This window comes from Thermoanaerobaculia bacterium, assembly GCA_035717485.1.
Lineage (GTDB): Bacteria > Acidobacteriota > Thermoanaerobaculia > UBA5066 > DATFVB01 > DATFVB01.
Genome location: DASTIQ010000102.1, coordinates 1 through 21,465 on the forward strand (window position 1 = coordinate 1; position 21,465 = coordinate 21,465).

At 66.0% G+C, this 21,465-nt stretch carries 15 protein-coding genes; 7 read left to right on the forward strand and 8 right to left on the reverse strand.

Annotated elements, in window-relative coordinates; genetic code table 11:
• The 3 genes from VFS34_05580 to VFS34_05590 all read right to left on the reverse strand — a co-directional run.
• Positions 1-2,021, reverse strand: a 2,021-nt coding sequence (locus VFS34_05580) for a PAS domain S-box protein (GenBank protein HET9793915.1), incomplete at its 3' end; no start/stop codon positions are given.
• A gap of 110 nt (positions 2,022-2,131) precedes the next feature.
• The gene (locus VFS34_05585; protein HET9793916.1) at positions 2,132-2,518 is read right to left on the reverse strand and encodes a DoxX family protein; all 387 of its coding nucleotides are present in this window, start codon (positions 2,516-2,518) and stop codon (positions 2,132-2,134) included.
• Positions 2,519-2,550: 32 nt separating this feature from the next.
• A complete protein-coding gene (locus VFS34_05590) occupies positions 2,551-2,964 on the reverse strand; it encodes a DUF5335 family protein (protein HET9793917.1) in 414 nt (137 codons plus the stop codon).
• A gap of 179 nt (positions 2,965-3,143) precedes the next feature.
• Here VFS34_05590 and VFS34_05595 point away from each other — a divergent pair, with 179 nt between their 5' ends.
• Positions 3,144-6,530, forward strand: coding sequence for a PKD domain-containing protein (locus tag VFS34_05595; GenBank protein ID HET9793918.1), 3,387 nt, complete (start codon positions 3,144-3,146; stop codon positions 6,528-6,530).
• Between the two features lie 144 nt (positions 6,531-6,674).
• Here VFS34_05595 and VFS34_05600 read toward each other — a convergent pair whose 3' ends face one another.
• Positions 6,675-8,957, reverse strand: a complete 2,283-nt coding sequence (locus VFS34_05600) for a protein kinase (protein HET9793919.1) — start codon at positions 8,955-8,957, stop codon at positions 6,675-6,677.
• A gap of 108 nt (positions 8,958-9,065) precedes the next feature.
• Between VFS34_05600 and VFS34_05605 the strand changes: the two genes are divergently transcribed.
• Together VFS34_05605 and VFS34_05610 are read left to right on the forward strand one after the other, a co-directional pair.
• On the forward strand, positions 9,066-9,620 hold the full coding sequence (locus VFS34_05605) for a nitroreductase (GenBank protein ID HET9793920.1): 555 nt from the start codon (positions 9,066-9,068) through the stop codon (positions 9,618-9,620).
• A 222-nt stretch (positions 9,621-9,842) separates the two neighbouring features.
• Positions 9,843-10,328: a response regulator gene (locus VFS34_05610; protein ID HET9793921.1), complete on the forward strand. Its 486-nt coding sequence runs from the start codon at positions 9,843-9,845 to the stop codon at positions 10,326-10,328.
• Positions 10,329-10,376: 48 nt separating this feature from the next.
• Here the strand turns inward: VFS34_05610 and VFS34_05615 are convergent, their stop codons facing one another.
• Both VFS34_05615 and VFS34_05620 read right to left on the reverse strand, forming a co-directional pair.
• A complete protein-coding gene (locus tag VFS34_05615) occupies positions 10,377-13,469 on the reverse strand; it encodes a glycosyl hydrolase (protein HET9793922.1) in 3,093 nt (1,030 codons plus the stop codon).
• Entirely contained in the window at positions 13,466-14,224 is a 759-nt protein-coding gene (locus VFS34_05620) for a hypothetical protein (protein ID HET9793923.1), read from the reverse strand. The genes VFS34_05615 and VFS34_05620 overlap by 4 nt, the downstream gene beginning before the upstream one ends.
• 206 nt (positions 14,225-14,430) lie before the next feature.
• Here VFS34_05620 and VFS34_05625 point away from each other — a divergent pair, with 206 nt between their 5' ends.
• Positions 14,431-15,432 (forward strand): hypothetical protein, encoded by a 1,002-nt coding sequence (locus tag VFS34_05625; protein ID HET9793924.1) that lies wholly within the window; start codon positions 14,431-14,433, stop codon positions 15,430-15,432.
• A gap of 10 nt (positions 15,433-15,442) precedes the next feature.
• Here VFS34_05625 and VFS34_05630 read toward each other — a convergent pair whose 3' ends face one another.
• Together VFS34_05630 and VFS34_05635 are read right to left on the reverse strand one after the other, a co-directional pair.
• Complete coding sequence (locus VFS34_05630) at positions 15,443-15,808, reverse strand: hypothetical protein (protein HET9793925.1); 366 nt, start codon at positions 15,806-15,808, stop codon at positions 15,443-15,445.
• Positions 15,809-15,944: 136 nt separating this feature from the next.
• Complete coding sequence (locus tag VFS34_05635; protein HET9793926.1) at positions 15,945-16,334, reverse strand: response regulator; 390 nt, start codon at positions 16,332-16,334, stop codon at positions 15,945-15,947.
• 221 nt (positions 16,335-16,555) lie between these two features.
• On the opposite strand from VFS34_05635, the gene VFS34_05640 reads away from it, so the two are divergent.
• From VFS34_05640 to VFS34_05650, 3 genes are all read left to right on the forward strand, one after another.
• Entirely contained in the window at positions 16,556-16,933 is a 378-nt protein-coding gene (locus VFS34_05640; GenBank protein ID HET9793927.1) for a hypothetical protein, read from the forward strand.
• A 614-nt stretch (positions 16,934-17,547) separates the two neighbouring features.
• Positions 17,548-19,854, forward strand: a complete 2,307-nt coding sequence (locus VFS34_05645) for a CARDB domain-containing protein (protein HET9793928.1) — start codon at positions 17,548-17,550, stop codon at positions 19,852-19,854.
• A gap of 722 nt (positions 19,855-20,576) precedes the next feature.
• Positions 20,577-20,762, forward strand: coding sequence for a hypothetical protein (locus VFS34_05650; protein ID HET9793929.1), 186 nt, complete (start codon positions 20,577-20,579; stop codon positions 20,760-20,762).
• Positions 20,763-21,465: the final 703 nt, after the last annotated feature.

A 21,465-nucleotide genomic window follows, 5' to 3' on the forward strand; every position in this document is an offset into this window, starting at 1 on the left:
GCGATGGCGAACGGCTCGCGAAAGACCTCCTGGATCTTGCGGGCGACGAGCCCGGCGCTCTCCGGGTGGTCGACCTTCGAGAGGACGAGGATGAACTCGTCCCCGCCCAGGCGCGCGAGCGTGTCCGCCCCCCGGATGATCTCCTTCAGGCGGTCCGCGATCTTCTGGAGCAGCACGTCGCCGACCTTGTGCCCGAGGCTGTCGTTGACGAGCTTGAAGCGGTCGACGTCGATGAAGAGGACGGCGAGCGCGTGCCGGTCGCGGCGCGCGTGCGCGAGCGAGACGGTGAGCCGGTCTTCGAGACGCACGCGGTTGGCGAGACCCGTCAGGGCGTCCTCGTAGGCGAGCCGCTCGATTTTCCGTTCCGCCTTCCGCGTCTCCGTCACGTCCCGGTTGATCGTCAGCACCGCGGGGCGCCCGTCGTAGTCGACGACCGAGGCGTTGACGAGGAGCTCGATCGCCGTGCCGTCGCGCGCGAAGTGGGTGGCTCCGAGGTTGTGGATCGCGCCCTCCCGGAGCACCTGGCGGATCTCCTCTTCGCCTCGTCCGACGTCGCGCTGAAAGCGGCTGAGGCTCATTCCGACGAGGTCTCCCGCCGGATAGCCGTACAGCTCGCAGGCTCGAGGATTCGCCTTGAGGATGACCTGGCTCTCCGGATCGACGATCATCACGCAGTCGTTCGCGTTCTCGAACAGGCTTCGATACTGGCGCTCGGAGTTCGCGAGCGCCTCCGCCGCTTTCTTGCGCTCGAGCGCCGTCGCGATGTGCTGCGAGACGAAGACGAGGATCTCCTGTTCGGCGTCGGTGTACCCGATCCGTTCGTCGTAGCTCTGGACCGCGAGGACCCCGAACGTCCGGTCGCCCGACCGGAGAGGAACTCCCAGCCAGTCGAACGTCGTCGTTCCGGCGGACGGGAGCGATCCGGACGCGTCGAGCTCGTCGATCTCCCGGCCGGAAAGGTGGAGCGGGCGTCCGGTTCGGAGCACCCTTCCGGTGAGCCCTTCGCCGAGCGCGCGGGGAGCCGGCGGCGGGTCGAACTCGTCGACGAAGTACGGAAAACGGATCTCGCGCGCGACCTCGTCGGCGAGCGCGATGAAGAAGTTCTTGGCGTACATGAGCTTCCCGACCACGCGGTGGAGCTCGGCGTAGATCGAATCCCCGCCTCCCGTCGAGCTCGTGATCTCCGCGATCCGGTACAGGGCCGACTGGAGCTCCACGGCCCGGTGCCGCTCCGTGACGTCGATCATCGATCCGATCATCCGCACCGGTTTGCCGGAGGCGTCCTGGATGACGTAGCCGCGGTCGAAGACGCGCGCGTAGGTCCCGTCGGCGCGCCGGAAGCGGTATTCGTCGGACCAGGACTGCCGCCCGCTCTCGATCAAGGCGTAGATCCCCGATTCGACGCGCTCGATGTCTTCGGGGTGGATGTGGGCGGTCCACGATTCGACGCCGGGGGGCGTCTCCTCGGGGCGATAGCCGAAGAGCGTGCGGTAGCCCTCGCTCCACCAGACCGTCTCCCGGACGAGGTCCCAGTCCCAGATGGCGTCGTTGGTCGCCTGCGAGACGATCCGGAAGCGCTCCTCGCTCCGCCGGAGCGCTTCCTCGGCGGCCTTCCGGTCCGTGATGTCGACGACCGATCCCTTCATCACCGTGATCCCGATCTCCGCCTCAGGCACGAGAGAGATGTTGGCGATGACCCAGACCTCCCCGCCGTCGCGCCGCTTGAGCCGCACCTCGCGGTTGGAGAGCGACGTGTGCGCGCGGAGCTCCTCGAGGAGCGCGTCGTGATCGGAGGCCGAGAAGTAGAGCTCCCGCCCGTTGACGGCGAGGACCTCTCCGGAGGAGGGGTAGCCGAGGATCCGGGCGAACGATTCGTTGCACTCGAGAAAGGCGCAATCGAGCGTGCACGTGTAGAGTCCGGCGAGGCTCGTTTCGAAGAAGAGCCGGCTCCGGGCCTCCGCCGTCTTCAACGCGGAGAGCGCTTCGCGGTGCTTCGGATCGGGATCGGGTGTTTCTCGCATGATCATTCGGGGCGGGGAGCCCGCTCCGCCCCGGGTGCTCCGAATGATAGTCGAATCCCCCGGACCGCCGGCGCTTCTTCATCCGCTCCTTTTTCGGCGTGCCGAGAGGGTCAGGTCCGCCGAAGCGCCCGGTCGAGACCGTAGCGGCCGCTTCCGCGGGTCGCCACGGAGAGGAACACGAAGCAGAAAGCGACCGCGAGCTCTCCCTTGTTGACGATCGGCCAGAAGGAATGCGGCGCGTGCTGCTTGAAGTAGGCGACCGCCATCTCGCCCGACGCGACGAAAGCCGCCCACCGCGTCCACAGGCCGGTCGCGATCAGCGGGCCGGCGACGATTTCGATCACCCCGGCGACGAAGAGGAGAGAATTTCGGGGGACGACGTGTCCGCCGAAGACGCCGAACAGCTTCTGCGCCCCGTGGCACGCGTAGAGAGCCGCGACGACGATGCGCATCGCGGCGTAGACGGCATCCGAGAGGCGGCCGGGAGCGTCGCTCATGAGCCAGGCCTCCTTTCTTTCTTTCCGGGGCGCTATCGGGAATTCGATCGAGCGCCTTCGAGCTTCCGGTCGGCGCTTCCGCCTGCAGGACCGGCACCGTCCCGCGAAACGAGGCGGAGCAGCGTCGGGGCGCCGTCGGCAGACTCGATCTCCAGCGCTTCGTCGGCTCCGTCGTCGTGCTCGAGCAGGAGGATTCGCGTGGGCCGCACGACGGCGTGCGAAACGTGGTCTTCGGGAGAGCGCCCGAGAGCGATCGTGATCCGTTCTCCGCCGACGTCCTTGAAATCCGCGGTGATCCCCATCAGGGGAAGATGCTCGCTTTCTTCCTGGGCGCCGAAATCACGACCGAAGACCTCCGTTCGGACATCGTCCCCTTCGTGCGATCGGCTGAACGCGTCCAGGAATCCGGGCCATTCCTGGCGCGGGATCTCGCGGGTCTTCGACATACCTCCACCTCCGAATCTCATCGGGGCGTGCAATGGGGCTGCCAGCCGTCGATGAGCAGCGTTTTAAGTTCTTAGGATCCCTCGGGTTGTAGGCGCGACAGGCAAGTGCAGATGGTAGTATCACCGATAAATGGCAGGAGTATTGCTACCGGATAGCTCCTCGAAAGGGGAGGGTCAGAATGAAAACCCATGATTCGTGTCCGGGTCGGCCCGGCCGGCGTGTCCGCGGGGAGTCCAGTTCATTCTTCCTCGCGGCGATCTTTCTGGGCGCGCTCGTCCTCGCCCGCTTCGAACGAGCGGCGACTCCTCCGTCGGGAACGCTGACGGACACCTCCGGAGCGATCTCGTACTCGGCGGGTCCGTTCTTCGCGGCCAACCCGACGCCGGTACCGGAAGTCGACGCCGGCCCGGAGTGCGACAACCCCGTCCAGCCCTGTGACGACTACGCCCTGACGATCTCTCTGCCGTCCGGCTACGCCGCGCTCCACCCGCACGCCGCCGCGAAAGTGACGATGAGCTGGGTGGACACCGGAACGGGAAAGTCGGACTACGACCTGTACATCTACAACGGGGCCGTGACGAACACCGACGGTTCCCAGTCGGCGAATTACCAGTCGGCGAGCAGCTCCGATCCCGAGATCGCGACGATCGGACCTCTCTTCGACGGCAGTCACACCTATACGGTCAAGATCGTGCCCTATACCCCGACGGGCGAGACGATCGACGTCAAGATCGAACTGCTGCCCGGGTCGGGCGGATCCTCGGGATCGTTCGGCGCGCCGGATCCTTCGGTCCCCGGCGTTCCTCGCTTCCAGAACTTCTATGCGCCCTCCGGATCGTCGGCCGAAAGCACGTCGGGTGAATTCAACATCGGGTTCAACCCGCACACGGGCCGGATCATGACGATGAACACCGGTCCGATCTGGCGCCTGACGCCGCCGGAAGTGGTCGATCCGGCCAGGCCGGAGTGTTGCGAGGCTCTCTGGGAGGACCGCACGAATCTTTCGACCATCACCGGTCTCGATCCGATTCTCTGGACCGATCAGAAGAGCGGGCGCACCTTCGCCTCGAACTCGACCGCGGGCGCCGACGCCGTTTACGGATATTCCGACAACGACGGCGATCTCTGGGTTCCGATCGGAGCCGGACCGCCCAGCGGGGGCGCCGACCACGAGACGATCGGGACCGGGCCTTTCCCGGCGTCCCTTTCGCTCCTCGCCACGCCTCTGAACCAGGGGCAGAACACGCTCTACTGCTCTCAGGACATCGTCGGACCGGCGATGTGCCAGCAGAGCACGGATCTTGGCACGACCTGGGGGCCGGGTGTTCCCGCGTACACGGGGGACGGGCCGGAAGGATGCGGCGGGCTTCACGGGCACGTGCACATCGCGCCGAACGGGACGGCCTGGCTGCCGGTCAACCAGTGCAATGGGCGACAGGGCGGGGTGACGAGCACCGACGGCGGCGCGACGTGGACCGAATTCGCGGTGACCGGGAGCGTCTCGCAGGCGGAAGGCGCCGATCCCTCGATCGCCGTCGACAGCGACAGCACCGCGTATTTCTGCTACGTCAACAACGAACCGGTCCCGGCGGGTGCGCCGCCGGAAGGGCACGTCCACGTGGCCGTCAGCCATGACGGAGGGCTCACCTGGACGAACGACTACGACATCGGCGCCTCGCACGGCATCCGGAACGCCGCCCACACGGAAGCCGTCGGCGGCAGCTCCGGGCGCGCGGCGTGCGGTTTCCTCGGGACGAACGTCGCCGGGGATTATCAGTCCCCCAGCTTTCCCGGCGACTGGTACGCGTTCATCGCGACGACGTATGACGGCGGCAAGACGTGGACGACGGTCAACGCCACGCCGAACGACCCGGTCCAGCACGCTTCCGGCGTCTGGCAGCAGGGAGGCAGCCACATCGACCGGAATCTGCTCGATTTCAACGAGATCACGGTCGACGACAAGGGACGCGTGCTCTACGGGTACAGCGACGGGTGCGTGACGGCCGGCTGCATCGCCGGAACCGCGCCCAACGACTTCACGGCCTTCATGCGCGTCGCCCGGCAGTCGGGCGGAAACGGACTGTACGCCGGCCTCGACCCCGTCGAGCCCGCCGCGCCGAAGCCGCCCTGTCTGTCCGGCACCCGCGACTCGGCGGCGGCCTATCTCTCCTGGAAGGCGCCCGACAACCGCGGCTCCGACATCGTGAACTACCAGATCTTCCGCGGCACCGCGACCGGGAACGAGGCGCTGATCGGTCAGACGGGCAATGCCAAGACCACGTACGTCGACGCGACGGCGGATCCTTCCGTCCCGGCCTACACCTACGTCGTCAAGGCGGTCAACGCGATCGGCATCGGCCCGGCGAGCGACGAGATCAGCCTCGCGGTGTCGCAGGCGCCTCCGGAGAACGTGTGTGAACCGCCGGGCCTGACGAAGCTCACCGACCCTTCGGGCGACACGACGGCGACGGTCGTCACCACGATCCCGACGCCGGCTCCGCCCGGATCCGATCTCCTCGCCCTCCACGTTTCGCAGCCGTACTCCGAGGACGGAATCGTCCGGCTCGTCTTCGCGCTCGACACGGACCCGGGAGAGTCGCCTCAGCCGGCAGGCTCCGCCTGGTACGTGGCCATGAAAGTGGCCGACCCCGCTCCGGCGACCACGTTCCACTACGTGGCGATCCACATGGCGTGGCCCGGCATCACGCCCGTGTTCGAATCCTACGTTCCCGGAGCGAACACCAGCGGCGGCGTCGACGGGCGTTTCGTGACTCCGGGCACCCAGAAGCCCCTCGAAGCCGAGAGCGCCTACGTTTCTCCCTTCGATCGGGTCATCCTCGTCGTCAAGGCGAGCGATCTGGGCCTGGCTCCCGGAGACACGATCGCCGGGTTCGTCGCCGGCGTCTCGCAGAGCTCGGATCCCGCCAACATCGGCGTCGGATTGACGGGCCTGTACGACCAGATGCCGGACAGCCTCGCGTTCACCGGCTCCTACACGGTCCAGAGCAACCAGCTCTGCAGCCCCGAGGGCCCGCCGGTCGCGATCCTCCAGGCGAACCCGAACGTCGGCTGCGCGCCGCTCACGGTCTCTCTCGACGGCTCCCAGTCGTACGATCCCGACGGCGATGCGATCGCCTCGTGGGAGTTCGACTTCGGCGATGGAACGGCGCCGGTCATGCAGCCTTCTCCGGTCGTCACCCACGCGTACGGAGCGGCCGGGACGTATCAGGCGAGTCTTCGCGTGGCGTGCTCGCGCCAGGGGACCAGCTCGAAGGCGGCGACGGCGACGATCACGGTCGCGCCGACACCGGCGGCTCCCGTGATCTCGGCGCCGGCCTCGGCCAAGCCGAATCAGACGGGGCTCACGGCGTCCGTCGCCAGCCACGCGGGCAGCCGCTACTCCTGGAGCGTCTCCAATGGATCGATCACGGCGGGTCAGGGCACCAGCAAGATCACTTTCTCGGTCGGATCGAAGGGTTCCGCCACCCTCTCGGTGACGGAGATCTCTTCGGCCGGGTGCGTCTCCCCGACGGGGACCGCAACGGTCGCGATCGGGAAGAGATAGCCTCCCCGGGGCGCTCGTCGCGCGGATGGGCCGCGCGGCGAGCGCCCCTTTTCCCGGGCTGGCGCGGCGATGCATCCCGTCGCGGGAGCTGGCTCGGGGTCGTGGGAGCGTCGATCTCCCGGGAAGGACAGGCGCCGGCGTCCGTCACGCCGCGAACCCGGCCGCGGCGACGATTCGGCGGAACTCCGGCTCTCCGTGGAGGGGGCGCAGGCGCGGATCGATCGCGATGTCGACCACGCGCTCGCTGCGGTCGCGTTTCGCGTCCTCGAGATGCGCGAGCGCGCGCTCTCGTTCCCCGATGCCGAGCAGCGCGACGGCGACCTCGTAGGCGATCGACGAGCCGGTCCGCGGCTCCAGCCGCTCGATCGCTTCGCGCGCCTCGGCGATCCGGCCGGATCGTCCGAGGGCGTGGATCCGGCCGGCCTCCGCTTCCGCGCTCTCCGGCGACAGCCGGACCGCCTCGCGGAACTCGGCGAGCGCCGCCGCGATCTCGCCGCGCTGCTCCAGGGCCATGCCGAGATAGAACCGGGCGTAGAAATACCCGGGGTCCATGTCGGCGGCGAAACGACACTGCGCGACCGCGGCGTCGAAATCTCCGGAATAGAGGAAGTGCCAGCCGAGGTGCGTGTTGATCCCGAGATCGAGCGGCTCGAGCTCGAGCGCGCGGCGGCTCTCCCCGAGCGACTCCTCGACCCGGCCCGCGGGGAGGAGGAAATGGGAGTAGGAGTGGTGTCCTTCGGCGTAAGCGGGATCCAGCTCGATCGCGCGCCGAAATTCCCGTTCCGCGCCGATTCCATCCCAGTCGAAATAGAGCAGAACGCGCCCGAGACTCGTGTGCGCGTCGGCGAGGCCTTCGTCCAGCTCGAGTGCTTTCGTCGCCGCCCTTCGCGCCCGATCCATGATCAACCTCGCGGGGAGAGGCAGGCCACCGCGCTCGAGGAAACAGTCCGCGAGGCCGGCGTACGCGCGCGCATACCCGGGATCGGCCGCGATCGCCTTCTCGAAGAGCTCGATCGCCTTCAACCGCTGTTCGGGGGTGCGCTTCCCCCAGAGGTGGCGCCCCTTCCAGTAGAGCTGGTAGGCGTGGACGTCGGCGGTTTCCTTCTTGCGGGGGAGGGGCGTCGACGCCGAAGTTCCGAGGCGCGCGCCGAGGGCGGCCGTGATCTTCCGGGCGATCTCGTCCTGGAACGCGAACACGTCCCGCACGTCGCCGTCGAAGTTTTCCGACCAGAGATGGTATCCGTCGGCCACGCTCGTGAGCTGCGCCGTGACGCGAAGATGATCGCCGGAGCGGCGGAGGCTTCCTTCGAGGATCACCGTGGCTCCGAGCTCGCGGCCGATCGCCCGGACATCCTGAAAACGCCCCTTCAGGGCGAAGACCGAGGTTCGCGAGGCGATCCGGAGTCCCGGAACGCGCGAGAGCCCGCCGATCAGCTCCTCCGTCATCCCGTCGCACAGGTACTCGTTCTCGGCGTCCGGGCTGCGGTTGGCGAAGGGGAGGACCGCGACCGAGGGGGCCTGCCCCGCGCTCTTCGTCGACGGCGCGCCGCCGGAGGTGCGGAACCCTCCGGTCTCGTCGTCCGGCTCCTCGACGAGGCGCAGCGCGAAAGCCAGGTCGCTCATCGACTGGAAGCGGCGCGTCGGATCCTTCTCGAGGCATCGCGCGACGATCCGCCGGAAACCGCCGGGCCCGGCGGCCGGGAAGCGTTCCATCGGGTCGAAATGCAGGACGCGGGACATCGTGTCGGCCGGGCTCGGCCCGAGGAACGCGCGCTCTCCCGTCGCGAGCTCGTAGATAACGCATCCGAGCGCGAACACGTCGGCGCGCCCGTCGCACGGGAGACCCCGCAGCTGCTCGGGGGCCATGTACCCCACGGTTCCGAGAACCGTCCCAGGCTCCGTCGCGCCCGGAGCGGTCTCGGCCCCGGTCATTCCGTCCGAGGGCCCGTACTCCGACCGGGCGATGCCGAAGTCGAGCACCTTCACGCGGCCGTCCGGCCCGACGACGACGTTTTCCGGCTTCACGTCGCGGTGGACGATCCCGCCGGCGTGCGCGGCCGCCAGGCCGTCGGCGACCGAAGCGCCGATCGCGGCCGCCCGTTTCCACCCGACACCCCCCGGCGAAATCGTTTCCCGGAGAGACGCGCCCGCGAGGAGCTCGGTGACGAGGAAGAGGCGGCCCTGGGCCTCCCCGACGTCGTGGATCGCGAGGACGTTGGGATGATCGATCGCCGCGATCGCGCGCGCCTCGCGCTCGAAACGGCTCCTCAGGTCGGGGCTCGACCCGGCGCGTTCCGCGAGGAGCTTGACCGCGACGTCGCGTCCGAGGCGTCGGTCACGCGCCCGGTAGACCTCTCCCATTCCTCCCTCGCCGAGGAGCGACTGGATCTCGTAGGGGCCGAGGAGCGTGCCGGTCGGCAGTGACATCGGGTGGACGGGAATTATGCCTCACGAAGCCCCGGTCCGCCGCTCCGCCGCCGCCTCTGATCCATTCTCGTCATGCGTTCGACGTCCGTGCGGCCGGACACTCGGGCCATGGACGTGATGACGGCGATTTTCGAAAGGCGGGCGATCCGCGCGTTCACCGCCGATCCGGTTACCCGCTCGAGGATCGAGTCGCTGATCGAAGCTTCGGTCCAGGCGCCGAGCGCGCGCGATCTCGAACCGTGGGCGTTCGTGGTGTTCGAGGGAAGAGACCGCCTGAAGCGGATGGCGGAGGAAGTCCGCGAATTCCTGCTCGCGAGTCCCGCCGCGCAGGCCAGCCCGGAGCTGCGCGCGAGATTCTCCGATCCCGGCTTCGACGTCTTCTACGGCGCACCCGTTCTCGTCGTCATCTGCGCGACCTCCGGGGAGTCGCAGGCGGCCGAGGACTGCTGCCTCGCCGCGCAGAATTTCATGCTCGCCGCCCGCGCCGCCGGACTCGGCACGTGTCCGATCGGTCTCGCCCGTCCCTGGCTCTCGCAACCGTCGACGAAGGAGAAGCTCGGAATCCCCGCCGGCCAGGTTCCGGTCTTTCCGCTCGTTCTCGGCCGGCCCGACGAGCAGCCGGGGCGCCGCCCTCGCCGTCCGGCGGCCATCGTCTGGCGCTAGCCGTCGCCGGTCCCTTGCGGTATCGCCGCGTCGACGGCCGGGCGGCTCGTCGGACGGCAACTCGACCGCGGGACCGCAACCCCTCCTCAAGAGCTTTCCCTTCCGCGGCTTGGCCGAAAACGTTCCGCGCGGCGAAGGGTCCGGATCCGCGGTCTCGTCAAAACCCGTCCGGGCGGGGAACGAAACTTGCATTCAGCGCGGTCCGGTCAGGAGGGGAAAGTCATGCCTCCCAGCCCATCGAAAACGGTACTGATCGTCGAGGACGATCCCGACTCCCGGGAGATGTTCGTCGAGCTCCTGCGAGGCGGCGGGTATTCCGTCGTCGCCGCGCGCAACGGGAAGGACGCGATGGCGTACGTCACCGTGAATCCGCCCCCCGACGCGATCCTCCTCGACATGTTCATGCCCGAGATGGACGGGTGGCAGTTTCGCCGCGCGCAGGACGCGGATCCCCGCCTCGCGTCGATCCCGGTCATCGTCGTCTCGGCCGTCGGCGCGGCGAAGAACAGCGCGGTCCAGTCGGGAGCCGCGGGGTTTCTCCAGAAGCCGGTCGCCGCGGAGGATCTGCTGAGCACGCTCGAGAACCTGTGGCCGCGGGGGGGCGAAGCGCCGGCTCCGAAGCCGGAAAAGGAAGACGCCGGCGCGGCGGAAACGTCGTCCGGTTCCGCCGGCCCGCTCGCGCCCGATCGTCCCGCGCGCCCCGTCTGACGCGGGACGGAGAGCCGCGAGCCCGAATCGAGCCCGCGGCCCCGCCGTTCACGACTTCTGCTGTTTCTCCCACCGCTCCCGCGACGGCGCGTCGATCGGCGGGAGCGATTTCTTCGCGAGGTCCCGGTTGAGCTCCGGGAGAGTGCCGGTGAGCTTCTCGTAGTCGCGCCGCGCGGCGTCGAGCCGGCCGCCGAGCACCGGGATCTGGGCGAGCTGGCCCGCCGAGGGTTTTCCACCGAATCCGTTGATCGCGCCGAAGAGGTCGGTGATCCATTCCCGCAGCTGCCGGTCGGCGTCGGCCGGCATCCCCTCGAGAGGCGGGTGCGAGGTCGCGAGCGTCTTCGAGAGGGCGTCGAGGCGGCGGGAGAGGTCTTCGGCGCGGCGCCCGAGCGCCGTCCGGCCGAGCTTTCCGGCGCGCTCGGACGCCTGGTCGCGAACGGCGGCGACCGAATCCGCGAGGAACGCCAGGTCCTCCTGCATCGCGTAGAGCCGCATCAGCGCATCCTGCCGCGCGGCGATGTCGCCGGCGGTGTGGGGGAGGAGCGGATCGGCGGCGAGCACGAGCTTTCCGGAATACGTCTTGTCGCCGTCGATGACCTTCACCGTGTACGTTCCGACCGGAGCGGTGGGGCCGAACAGCGCGCCGACCGCCAGTCCCGTTCCCGACGCCGTCTTCGGCGGCTTGAGGCGGGGGTTCCACATGACGCGGTTGATGCCCTTCCGGTTGCTGCCGGGAAGCGTGGCGATCGTCTTGCCGGACGCGTCGGCGATTTCGATCCGCGAATCTCCCATCAGGCGGCGCTTCCCGCGCCAGAAATAGATCGCGGCCGCGTCGGGCGGATTCTCGCCGACGTAATCACCGTCGCCCTTGAACGACTGCTCCTGTTCCGGAATGCGGAGCCACGTCGGCCGGGCCTCGAGCACGGCGACGTCGGCGGCCAGCACCTCGGGCGTGAGCTGCCGGAGCGGCGACACGTCGTCCACGATCCAGAAGCCCCGGCCGTGCGTCGCGAGGACGAGATCGGAGTCGCGCGGATGGATCGCGATGTCGCGAACCGGAACGCGGGGAAGCCCTCCCGTGAACTCCGCCCACTCCCGGCCGCCGTCGATCGAGAGGAAGAGACCCTGTTCGGTGCCCAGGTAGAGGAGCGACGCCGACTTCGGGTCCTCCCGGAGAACGTGCGCGTAGCCGGCGACGTCGGCCGTCGCGAGCGGCTCCCACGTCGCTCCGAAATCGCGGCTGCGATAGGCGTAGGTCTTGAAATCGCCGCGGGCGTGGCCGTCGAACGTCGCATAGACGGTCGCCTTGTCGAACCGGCTCGGCTCGATTCCCGACACCCACGTTCCCTTCGGGAGTCCCGGCACGTTTCCGACGACGTTCTGCCAGTGGCCGCCGCCGTCGCGGGTGACCTGGAGGTTTCCGTCGTCGGTCCCGGCCCAGATCAGGTTGCGGTCGAGCGGCGACGCGCCGATCGCATAGATGGTGCAGTGATTCTCCGCCGAGCTGTCGTCCGGCGTGATCCCGCCCGACTCGACCTGCCGTTGCAGCTTCGGATCGTTGGTCGTCAGGTCGCCGGAGATCCGCTTCCACGACTCTCCCTGGTCGGTCGAGGCGAAGAGGTACTGGGCGCCGGCCAGCAGCAGATGTGGGTCGGCGGGGGAGACGACCAGTGGCGACTCCCAGTTGAAACGGAGCGTCGCCTCTCCCGGCGCGGGATACGGGCGGATCTGCTTCGTTTCGCGGGTCCGCTGGAAATACTTGTAGATCTCGCCTCCCTGGTATTCCCAGTAGAGGACGTCGGGATCGGCCGGATCCGGGAACGTGTACATCCCGTCCCCGAATCCGTAGTTCTTCCACGCGTCGTTTCCGATTCCTCCCGCTCCGCCCGACGGGCCGTACCAGCAGCCGTTGTCCTGGAACCCGCCATAGACGCGGAACGGCCGCGCGTCGTCGAGGGCCACGCGGTAGGGCTGCGACACGGGGAGCGTCCGCTGGAAGAGCCACCGGCCGCCCCGGTCCCAGGAGACGTAGACGCCCCCGTCGGTGCCGAGCATCAGGTGATCCGAGTTCGCCGGATCGATCCAGAGCGCATGCGTGTCGGAGTGGTAGCTCCCGAAATCGAAGCCCGCCCCTCCCGAGAACGTCTTGCCGCCGTCTTCCGAGACCGTGAGCACGAAGCCGGGCTTGTAGACCCGGTCGGGATTCCGCGGATCGACGGAAAGGTGCGAGAAGTAGAAGGGACGGACGCCGACGTTGAAGGAGGTGTTCACCCGTTTCCAGGAATCTCCCGCGTCGTCCGACCGGTAGAGGGCCGTGTGCGCCGATTCGACCGTCGCATAGACGGTTTCGGGACGCGACGGCGCGACCCCGATCGCGATTCTTCCCAGGTCGCCGGAGGGAAGTCCCGCCGTGAGCCGCGTCCAGTGCGCGCCGCCGTCGAGCGAGCGCCAGAGGCCGGAGCCCGGGCCGCCGGAGCGGAAGAAATCGGGGCTGCGCCGGAAGTCCCACATCGCGGCGTAGATCCGTTTCGGGTTCTTCGGGTCGATCGCGATGTCCGAGCAGCCGGTCGACGCATTGACGAAGAGGAGCTTCTGCCAGGTCTTTCCGCCGTCGGCCGTCCGGTACACGCCGCGCTCGGCGCTGTCGCTCCAGAGACGGCCGAGGACCGCCGCGAAGACGACGTTCGAATCGGCCGGATCGATGGCGATCCGCGCGATTCGTTCGGAGTCGCCGAGCCCCATGAGTTTCCAGTCGTCGCCGCCGTCGTCGGTCCGGTAGATCCCGCTCCCGACCGACACGCTGTTCCTCGTGTCGCCTTCGCCGGTCCCGACCCACACCGTGTCGGGATGCGCCTGGTCGACGGCGAGCGCGCCGATCGACTGCGAATACTTGTCGAACACCGGCTTGTAGCTGACGCCGCCGTCGATCGATTTCCAGACCCCGCCGCCCGCGGCGCCGATCCAGATCACTTTCGGGTTCTTCGCGGAAGCGTCGATCGCTTCGATGCGCCCTCCGAACGCGGCCGGACCGATCGACCGGGCCCGAAACCCCGAGAGCGCCGCGGAATCGACCTTTGCCGCGGAAACCGGGAGCGCGGCGAGCAGCGCCGCCGCGGCGAACCCCCATCGTCGCATGGTCACTTCTTCTCCTGGGCGGCGGCGGGTTTCGCCGCGGGAGCCGGCATCGCGAACGCCTGATCATCGATCGCGACGTTCGGCTTCACGTCCTCGATCGTGAACTGGCCGATCGACTTCCCCTGCACCTTGTTCTCGATCGCGAACGGGAAGAGGACGCCGTTGACCGGCTTGAAGTTCGTCATGTAGCTGTCGATCTCGATCTCGGAGCCCTGCTGCTTGCGCTTGCTCGTCTCCTTCACCGTGAGCCCGCTCTCGGCGTCGACGTACAGGTACGAGACGTCGCCGTTCTTGAGAGTGACCTTGAGCTTGTCGGCCGGCGCGCCTTCGACGTCCTCGCGGTCGACGTATTCGACGGCGTTCCCCTTGGCCTTGTAGTCGATGATCGGGCCGTCCATGTCGGCCTGCTCGATCACGTCCTTCGCGTCGTCGGCCGACATGGCCTGCGGATCGGGGGAGCCGAGGAACGGCATGATCGCCCATGCGGTCTTGCCATCGTAGGCCTGGACCATGGTCTTGCCCTGGATCGTCATCTCGAGGCGCAGCTTGTCGGGCCGCTTCCATTCGAGCCGGCCCGGGAACTCGAGGCCCTGCTGGTTCGCCTTGACCTTCATGTCGACGCTCTGGATCGCCTTGATCTTCTCCATCCCGCCTCGTGCGGCGACGTGGCGGGCGATCACGTCATCCGCGGTCTCGGCGGCGGCGGATGCCGCGACGAGCAACGCGGCGGCGGAAAGCATTCGGGCGACGGACGATTTCATGGGAGCTCCTCCTTCGGACGCGGGCGTGTTCCCGGCCCGGAGGATCATACGAAGAGCGCGGAAAAACGTTCTTCCGTAAAGGCAGGGGCCGTGGCCGGCTCGGAGAGGACCGCTCGAACCCGAGACGGACAAAGGATTTCCCGGCCGGGAGCACGCGGGGAGAGGCCGCCCCGGCCGCCAGTACGCTTCTTGCTCTTCCCGGATGGGTGGACCGTTTCGGGAATCGCCTCGGGCGCGCGGGATGGGCCGTTCTCGCGATCTCCGCCGCGGCGGGATGCGGATTCTTCGTGCGCGAGGGCAAGCGGGGATTCTTCGCGATCGAAAGCGATCTCCGCCGCGGCGACGTGCGGATCGTCCTCGACCGCGCCTTCGTCGAACAATACAAGAATCGAGCGACGATCGAGACCCGCTTCACCGTCGACCGCGCGGGGAAGCAGGCTCACCCGGGATATCTCGACGGCGACCTTCACGTGGCCGGTCGTGCCGCCGAGATCGGGCTTCCCGTCGTCGCCGAGGTGCAGAACGCGGCTTCCCGGCCCCGCGCGGTCGAGCTGGTCCACCGGGTCGCCGGAAGCGGCGCGCCGATCCGCCTCGCGGGCGTCTGGAGACTGTGGAGCGAACATTTCGGCCGGGACGAGCAGGCGCAGGGGGAGAGCCTCGCCCCGATCGAACGCACGAACCCTCCCCACGTTTTCGAGATCCACCCCGTCACCCGGCTCGACGACCTGGATCTCGCCGACACGTTCCGGCCCGTCCGGGGATTCCGCCCCGAACCCGGCGACGTCATCTTCGACAGCCTGAAGCAGGCGCGGCTCCGGATCGTTCCGTCGGAGACGTCGATCACGCTCTACACGCGGCGCGAGGAATTGAACGACGCGGATTTCACCGTCGAGATCGGATCCGAGCCCCCGCAGGTCGTCGCCGACGGCCGGTTCGTCACGGGCGCCCTGCTCTCGCCGCGCGGCGACCGACTGGCCGATCGGATCCGGATGGTGTTCGTGCGCGACACGGAGCCCGAGAGGATCGTCCGCGGCGTTCGGCCGGGAGACCGTCTGCACGTTTTCGGGATCCCGCGAATCGATCTCTCCGCGGTGGCCTTCCGCGTCGAGCGCGGCGCCGCGGACCCGCGAGACCTCGACGGAAAACTGCCCTACGAGATCGTCGTCGTCGGAGTGTTTCCGGAACGGGCGCGCCGGAAGAGAGGGTGAGGGCGGGGCCTCAGCCCATCATCTTCAAGGCCGCCTCGTATCCTTTCTCTTCGCGGACCTTTCGAACCTGAGCCTGCCGGGTTTTCGAGAGGCCCTTGAACTTCGCCATGTAGCGCCCCTGCAGTCGGCGCTGCGCGCGGACGGCGGGAGAAAGCGTCGGTTTCTTTCGCGCTTTCTTCGCCGGCGCGGCGGGGGCGGCGGGCCGGCCGGCCGCTCGCCGCGGCGCGCGGCGTCGTGCGCGGGCCGCGCTCTTGCGTCCTCCGGGAGTCGTCTTTTCGGAGCCGCCGAAGATCGAGCCGAGATTTTCGAAGTGTGACTGAAGTTCAGAAAGTCCCGCCTTGAGCTCGTCGATGATCGAGTGAACGTTCTTTGCCAAGTCGAACTCCTTTGTTGTGAGGGAATGATACCCCGGAATGACCGATCGTTAACAAGTCCGCTGATCGAAAAAATCGGGAGAATGACAGTCGATCCGGGCCGCCGCGCCGGCGAAACGCCGCAGGCGTACGTTCGAATCAGCTTCCCGTCGCTCTTTCCTTTTCCGTGCAGAGCTCGCGGACGAGTTCCAGTAGATCGTCGACCCGGAACGGTTTCTTGACGGGGATCGCGCCCCTGGTTTCGGCCGATGCGAGGCCGTGCGGATCGCCCGAGATGAAGATCACCGGAGCGAGCCCGAGAATCGGATGGCGTTCGCGGTTTTCGAGAAACTGAAGTCCGTCCATGTTGGGCATGCGATGGTCGAGGAGAATCGCGCACGGGTTCTCGCAGGACTGGAGGAGGTCGATCGCTTCTCGCCCGTCGCGGGCGACCCGCGTCGAAAATCCTTCCTGCCTCAGGATTTCGTCGAGTGCCTCGCGCGTGTCGTCGTTGTCGTCGACGATCACGACCAGCGAAGTGAGTGCCATGGCCACCTCCGTAATGTTAAACGGCCGTCGATCTTCGCGGCGTACTTGTCTCTGAGGCAACCCTCGTGCCAATCGGAGGGCCTATGGAATCGGGGCTGCTGCTTTCGGTAGTGGCGCGCCCGCGCGCGTCACGAAAACCGATCAATCGATAGCCTCTTTCGCGGAGACCCGGATCCAGAAGGGATGCTAGGCTTGAAAGACACATCGAAAGGAGCCACAGAATGGCCAAGAACGTTCAGTCGATCATCGATGATCTCGAGTCGGGATTAGCTGCGCTTCGTTTGCACTTCGAGAGTCTTTCATCGGTCTTCGGTGGTGAGAAGGCTACGCCCGGCGGAAGGAAGGCTTCGGCGTCTCGGCGGAGAAAGACTCGGAAGACGCCGGTGAATACGAGCCGAAATGATCCGTACAAGAACTTCAAGTTCCGAGCGAAGAAGACCCGGAAGAAGATGACCATGTCTCCCGCTCTCAGGAAACAGCGACAGCTTCAGGGTCGGTACATGGGTCTCGTCAGAAGATTGCCGAAGGCGAAACAGGCTCAGGTGAAGAAGGTCAGAGAGACGAAGGGATACGAGGCGGCTCTGAAGCTGATGGAGTAGCTTCAACGTTCGAGGGAAGGTTGTGGCCGATTCCAAGGGATCTCGCAACCAAAATTCAGCAAGAAGCTGACCGCGGCTCACGCGAGGATCATCAGTGGGTATCTCAGCTCCTCATAGAGGGACTAAATCGCGGCTCGCGTTCTCCTGAACCAGGGACTGCTCCTCCACCCTCAGTAAAGGCGGTCGTCTCCGCTCGACCTTCAGGGCTGGACTGGGCTGCGTAGGGAACGGTTCAGCCCCGAAACGGCCCCGAAGAGGAAGAGATGGCCTAGCGGCCAACGAGCCTCGCTCCCCGAGACCCCCGAAGCGGTCGGGCCGCGAAAGCGAGTTGATGGTGGAGCTGAACGGGATCCAACCGCCGACCTCCTGAATGCCATGAAGGAGCCTGGACTTAGGACATCCCCGGATACCTCCGGATACCAGGAAATTCAATGGTCGGGAGTCGTCCGGGGTCGCCCGCGGTCGTCTTGAGGACCCATTTTGAACTCCTTCTTGAACTCGCTTTCTCGTCCATCATGGCAGTCTGCCCGAGCCCGTGCTAGGGTGGACGGATTCCCGTCGCAACGGCGCCCGGTATTCGGAAGGAAACACCGACCTTCCGAGGAGTTGGAGTTATGACAAGCCAAGCCTCGTCCAGCAATTTGGCATCAAAGCCGTTGCCCACGGTTCGCCCCGTGCAATCCGCCTCTGGAAAGCGGCTGGCCGCGACGCTCGCTCTTCTGATGGTGGCGTCGTTCGCGGCAGCGTTGCCCAACCTGACTCCCTACCAACCGTTGGGATGGACGGCCAAGATCGTCGTGTCAAACGAAACAGGGACTACCTATGACCGTGCGGTCGACGTCAATCCCTTGACCACAACCGACTCCCTGTATGTGAACTTTGCGGTGATCGACCAGGGAACGACCGGGACCGCGACCAGCTTTCAGAACTCCCTTTTCGTTGACGGGGTTCTCAACTCTACATGGGATGATCCTTCTCTGGAGGCGTATCCGGCAACGCCGTATTGGAGCCATGGTCTTGATTGGCCGATCGGCTCACTCTCTGCGGGAACCCATACGATTACTCTCGTGGTCGATTCGACAAACGCGGTCGTGGAAAGCGACGAGTCCGATAACACCTACACAAAGACCTTCACTGTTACCGAGGAGACCCGGAGCGGCGAAAAGATAGTACCGTTGTCTCCCGGCGCCGTGACAATAGTCGATAGGGGCGAAGGCGGTCCGTCGTCCTTGCTTACCGGTGCGAAGATATTTAACGGCGTCTTCCCATCGCCGACCACGGTTGCCTACCCGACGAAAGATGGAGCAGTGTTCTCGTCGCCGTCTGCCTACCCGGGTTTCGTAGTCGTTTTGGTGAGTGACTCTGTACCTTCGGATGCCGTTGCGCCGGCCTTTCTCGATCTTGGTGGAACCATCGTTGGCATGATTCCTCTCGCGGGAAGCTATCTGGTGACGGTAAGACCCGGCTCGGAAGCATCTTTCATTTCTCGGGTGTACGGGAAGCCGTGGGTGGTGCAGGCCACACCGGCGGGTCCGGCACTACGAGGAGGCGTGGCTCTCGACTGGAACGATCCCACGGACCTCACCGACGTCTGCGGGCGTTTACACGCGTCATTCGTCGTCGACATCATGAACAGGCGGCGTGCCTCCAGCTCCCTGGTAGACGTTTCGGCCGAAAGCAGCGATGTAATCCCCCTGATGGCGGCATTGGTACGACAGATCGAAGCACCGCGGCCAGCCGGTGACGTACTCGTCATCAATCTTTCTCTGGAATCGCCGGCGAACAACTTTCCTCACTTGTCGTCGGATGAGATAGCGGATCAGGAAGGGGCGTTTCTCCGCCTATTCCTGGATGTGATGGAAGCCGTATTCCGCGTTGACCCGGACCTTGCAGATAGTACGCTCATCACACTGATCGCGGGCAACGGTGGCGTGGCTCTCGACAAGCCATTCCAGGACCTCAAGATGAGGTATCCGAATGCACTCGCACGCGTCGCTATCGTTGGAGGAGTGGACGCCGCGGGCAACATCGATCAACGATCCAATTACTTGGAGGGGCCCTCGGCTCCGCAGGACATGATCTACGCGCGGTCCAAGGGAGTATTGGTCCAGCCCAATGTGCAATGCAGCGGGACATCCTTCGCCGGACCCGAGATTGCCAGCGTGCTGGATTACTTGTGGTCCCAGCACCCCGAGAAGACATCGGCGGAGATTTTGGGCGCCTTTCGGAAGGCCCTGAATGGGGGTGCGGTCGTACCGCAAGACGGGTCGGGTATTACGACCGAGGCATTCGTGTGTATGGTGCTGGGTGCTCTTGACGGAGGGAAGCCGACCGTTACGTCCTTCAAAGCAAGCCCCGCTACAATCGATGTCGGGGAACACTCGACCTTAAGTTGGGCCACTGCGAATACCACGTCAGTTTCGATCACCAGCGTGGGCTCCGTCCAGCCCGTCTGTAAGGGGAGTGTGGAAGTGTCGCCGACGACGACCACGACCTATACCCTGACCGGAACAGGACCGGGGCCGAACGTGACGTCCACCGCAAAGGTAACGGTAAATGCCGTATCCCCGACGTGTACATATTCGTATTCAGCGTGGTCATCTTGTCAGTCCGACGGCGTTCAAACCCGGACCGTGATCGCGAGCAGTCCCGCGGGATGTACGGGAACTCCCGTGTTGACCCAATCCTGCACGCCGCCGCCACCGCAGACGTACTACTGCATAAACGAGTGGAAGTGGATCCACCCGGGCGACTACTGGGACACGAGCACGTGGTACGGCAGTACCAGCCCCGGGCAATACCCAAACGGCAATGCTGCGTGCAACGTCTATCCGTACGTGGGCTGCGTTACGACGTATACTTACCAGTGTGGCACGGGCATTGGGTTACCCAATGCGTGCGGCCCGATATGTCCTCGGTGATCCCACCGAGCCGGTCTCCTGAGTGACCGGAGCGATTGGTGGAGCTGAACGGGATCGAACCGCCGACCTGGGGAACCCAGGACGTCAACAAGGATCACATCAAAGACCTTACCGTGTCGTGTTCGAGGCAGAATCTCTCCATCACGGGCTTGCCCGGCACAACCGGTACGATCTATCTGCAAGGGCGCCTCATTGATGAAACTACGTTCGCCGGGCGGACATCAGTTACCTTGAAATAGGACCCGGTGTCGGAGTCAAGGATCCCTGCGCAGATGCCCTTGCCTGATGGGAGCACAAGCTGTTTCGCCTGATTCGAAGCGTCTCGTTTGAGCTCCTTCCCGCTTGCGCGGTGCTGGAAGACGATGTCCTCCTCTTGAACGCTAGGTGATCACCCGCGAAGGTGTCAGGTTAATATACTCTTTCGATGAGCGTTCGAATCGTCTACTGCGACACCTGAGCGACCACCGCGGCGAACTCGGCGAGTTTCGCTAAGCTTATCCGAGAGCGTCTCGGAGTGCCGGTCGAACTCACGAAGGGTCATCACGGGCAGTTCGAGATCCAGGTGAACAGCCGAACAGTTATCTCTCGCAAGGGTGGGCTCATCGCAAAGCTCACGAACAGGCCTTGGCCGACCGGTGACGAGGTCGTTGACGCAGTGCGAGCGGCTCTGAAGGAACCGGCGCAAGTGTGAGTTTTCGGAAAAGGCGGTCGTTGGAGGAAGGATGGCGGAGAACAAAACGAAGGCTACGAAAGCGAGCGTGGCGGCCTACCTCGACGCGATTCCGGAGGAGGGCCGGCGCAAAGACTGCAAAGCGCTCACCCGATTGATGGCCCGGGCAACCGGGCAGCAGCCGAAGACGATCCGAAGTCTCGTGCTCCAGTTCCGTGAGCAAGAAGACGAGGCCTAGAAGAAACCCGCCGACCGCTCTGCCGATCCCTCCGGCCTCGCATCGATCGCGTCCTTAAGCCCCACTCTCGCCGTTAAAGAGGGCCCTTCGCGCATCGCCTCACCGTCCACCAGAGCGGAAAGCGACCACGTCTTGTTCGGTATCGGGACGGGCAACTTTTCCGAGCTCGGCCCCGAAACGGCCCCGAATTCGGTTTTCGTCGTGATGGCGAAAAACCAAACGCCTGAATCGAATGGTGCACCCGGGCAGGCTCGAACCGCCAACCTTCAGCTCCGGAGGCGAACGGGACTGAGGTCTAAGCCCCGCTCAACCCGGCTCAGCGCAGAGAAGGCTGTCGTTTCTGATGCCGGCTTCTGGGATGGACTGGCGTCGGTAGCGAAGGGTTCGGCCCCGAAACAGCCCCGATAGCCCGATAGATAGAAGCACCTCGCGCCGGCGCCGTCCTTGATTGAATGCGGGCGTATTATCTTCTGGAAAAGTCATGGCTCTTTCGCCAGGCACTCGCCTCGGCCCGTACGAAATCCTTGCGCCCCTTGGCGCCGGCGGAAGGATTCTGGCGCGGCTCGGACCGAGCGCGGGTTGACCCTCTCCATGTCCCTCGAACATCGCTCCGACGTCTGGCTCATGACATCCGAAGAGGAACCGAAGCGGTAGCAGCGGTGATCATCGACCGTTTTCGCCTCGAAGAAAGAGAATCCTCGCA

Excerpts from the sequence above, each read along its gene's own strand:
- VFS34_05585 (HET9793916.1), bottom strand. The coding sequence starts at position 2,518 with ATGAGCGACGCTCCCGGCCGCCTCTCGGATGCCGTCTACGCCGCGATG.
- VFS34_05590 (HET9793917.1), bottom strand. The coding sequence starts at position 2,964 with ATGTCGAAGACCCGCGAGATCCCGCGCCAGGAATGGCCCGGATTCCTG.
- VFS34_05595 (HET9793918.1), top strand. The coding sequence starts at position 3,144 with ATGAAAACCCATGATTCGTGTCCGGGTCGGCCCGGCCGGCGTGTCCGC.
- VFS34_05600 (HET9793919.1), bottom strand. The coding sequence starts at position 8,957 with ATGTCACTGCCGACCGGCACGCTCCTCGGCCCCTACGAGATCCAGTCG.
- VFS34_05605 (HET9793920.1), top strand. The coding sequence starts at position 9,066 with ATGGACGTGATGACGGCGATTTTCGAAAGGCGGGCGATCCGCGCGTTC.
- VFS34_05610 (HET9793921.1), top strand. The coding sequence starts at position 9,843 with ATGCCTCCCAGCCCATCGAAAACGGTACTGATCGTCGAGGACGATCCC.
- VFS34_05620 (HET9793923.1), bottom strand. The coding sequence starts at position 14,224 with ATGAAATCGTCCGTCGCCCGAATGCTTTCCGCCGCCGCGTTGCTCGTC.
- VFS34_05635 (HET9793926.1), bottom strand. The coding sequence starts at position 16,334 with ATGGCACTCACTTCGCTGGTCGTGATCGTCGACGACAACGACGACACG.
- VFS34_05640 (HET9793927.1), top strand. The coding sequence starts at position 16,556 with ATGGCCAAGAACGTTCAGTCGATCATCGATGATCTCGAGTCGGGATTA.
- VFS34_05645 (HET9793928.1), top strand. The coding sequence starts at position 17,548 with ATGACAAGCCAAGCCTCGTCCAGCAATTTGGCATCAAAGCCGTTGCCC.
- VFS34_05650 (HET9793929.1), top strand. The coding sequence starts at position 20,577 with ATGGCGGAGAACAAAACGAAGGCTACGAAAGCGAGCGTGGCGGCCTAC.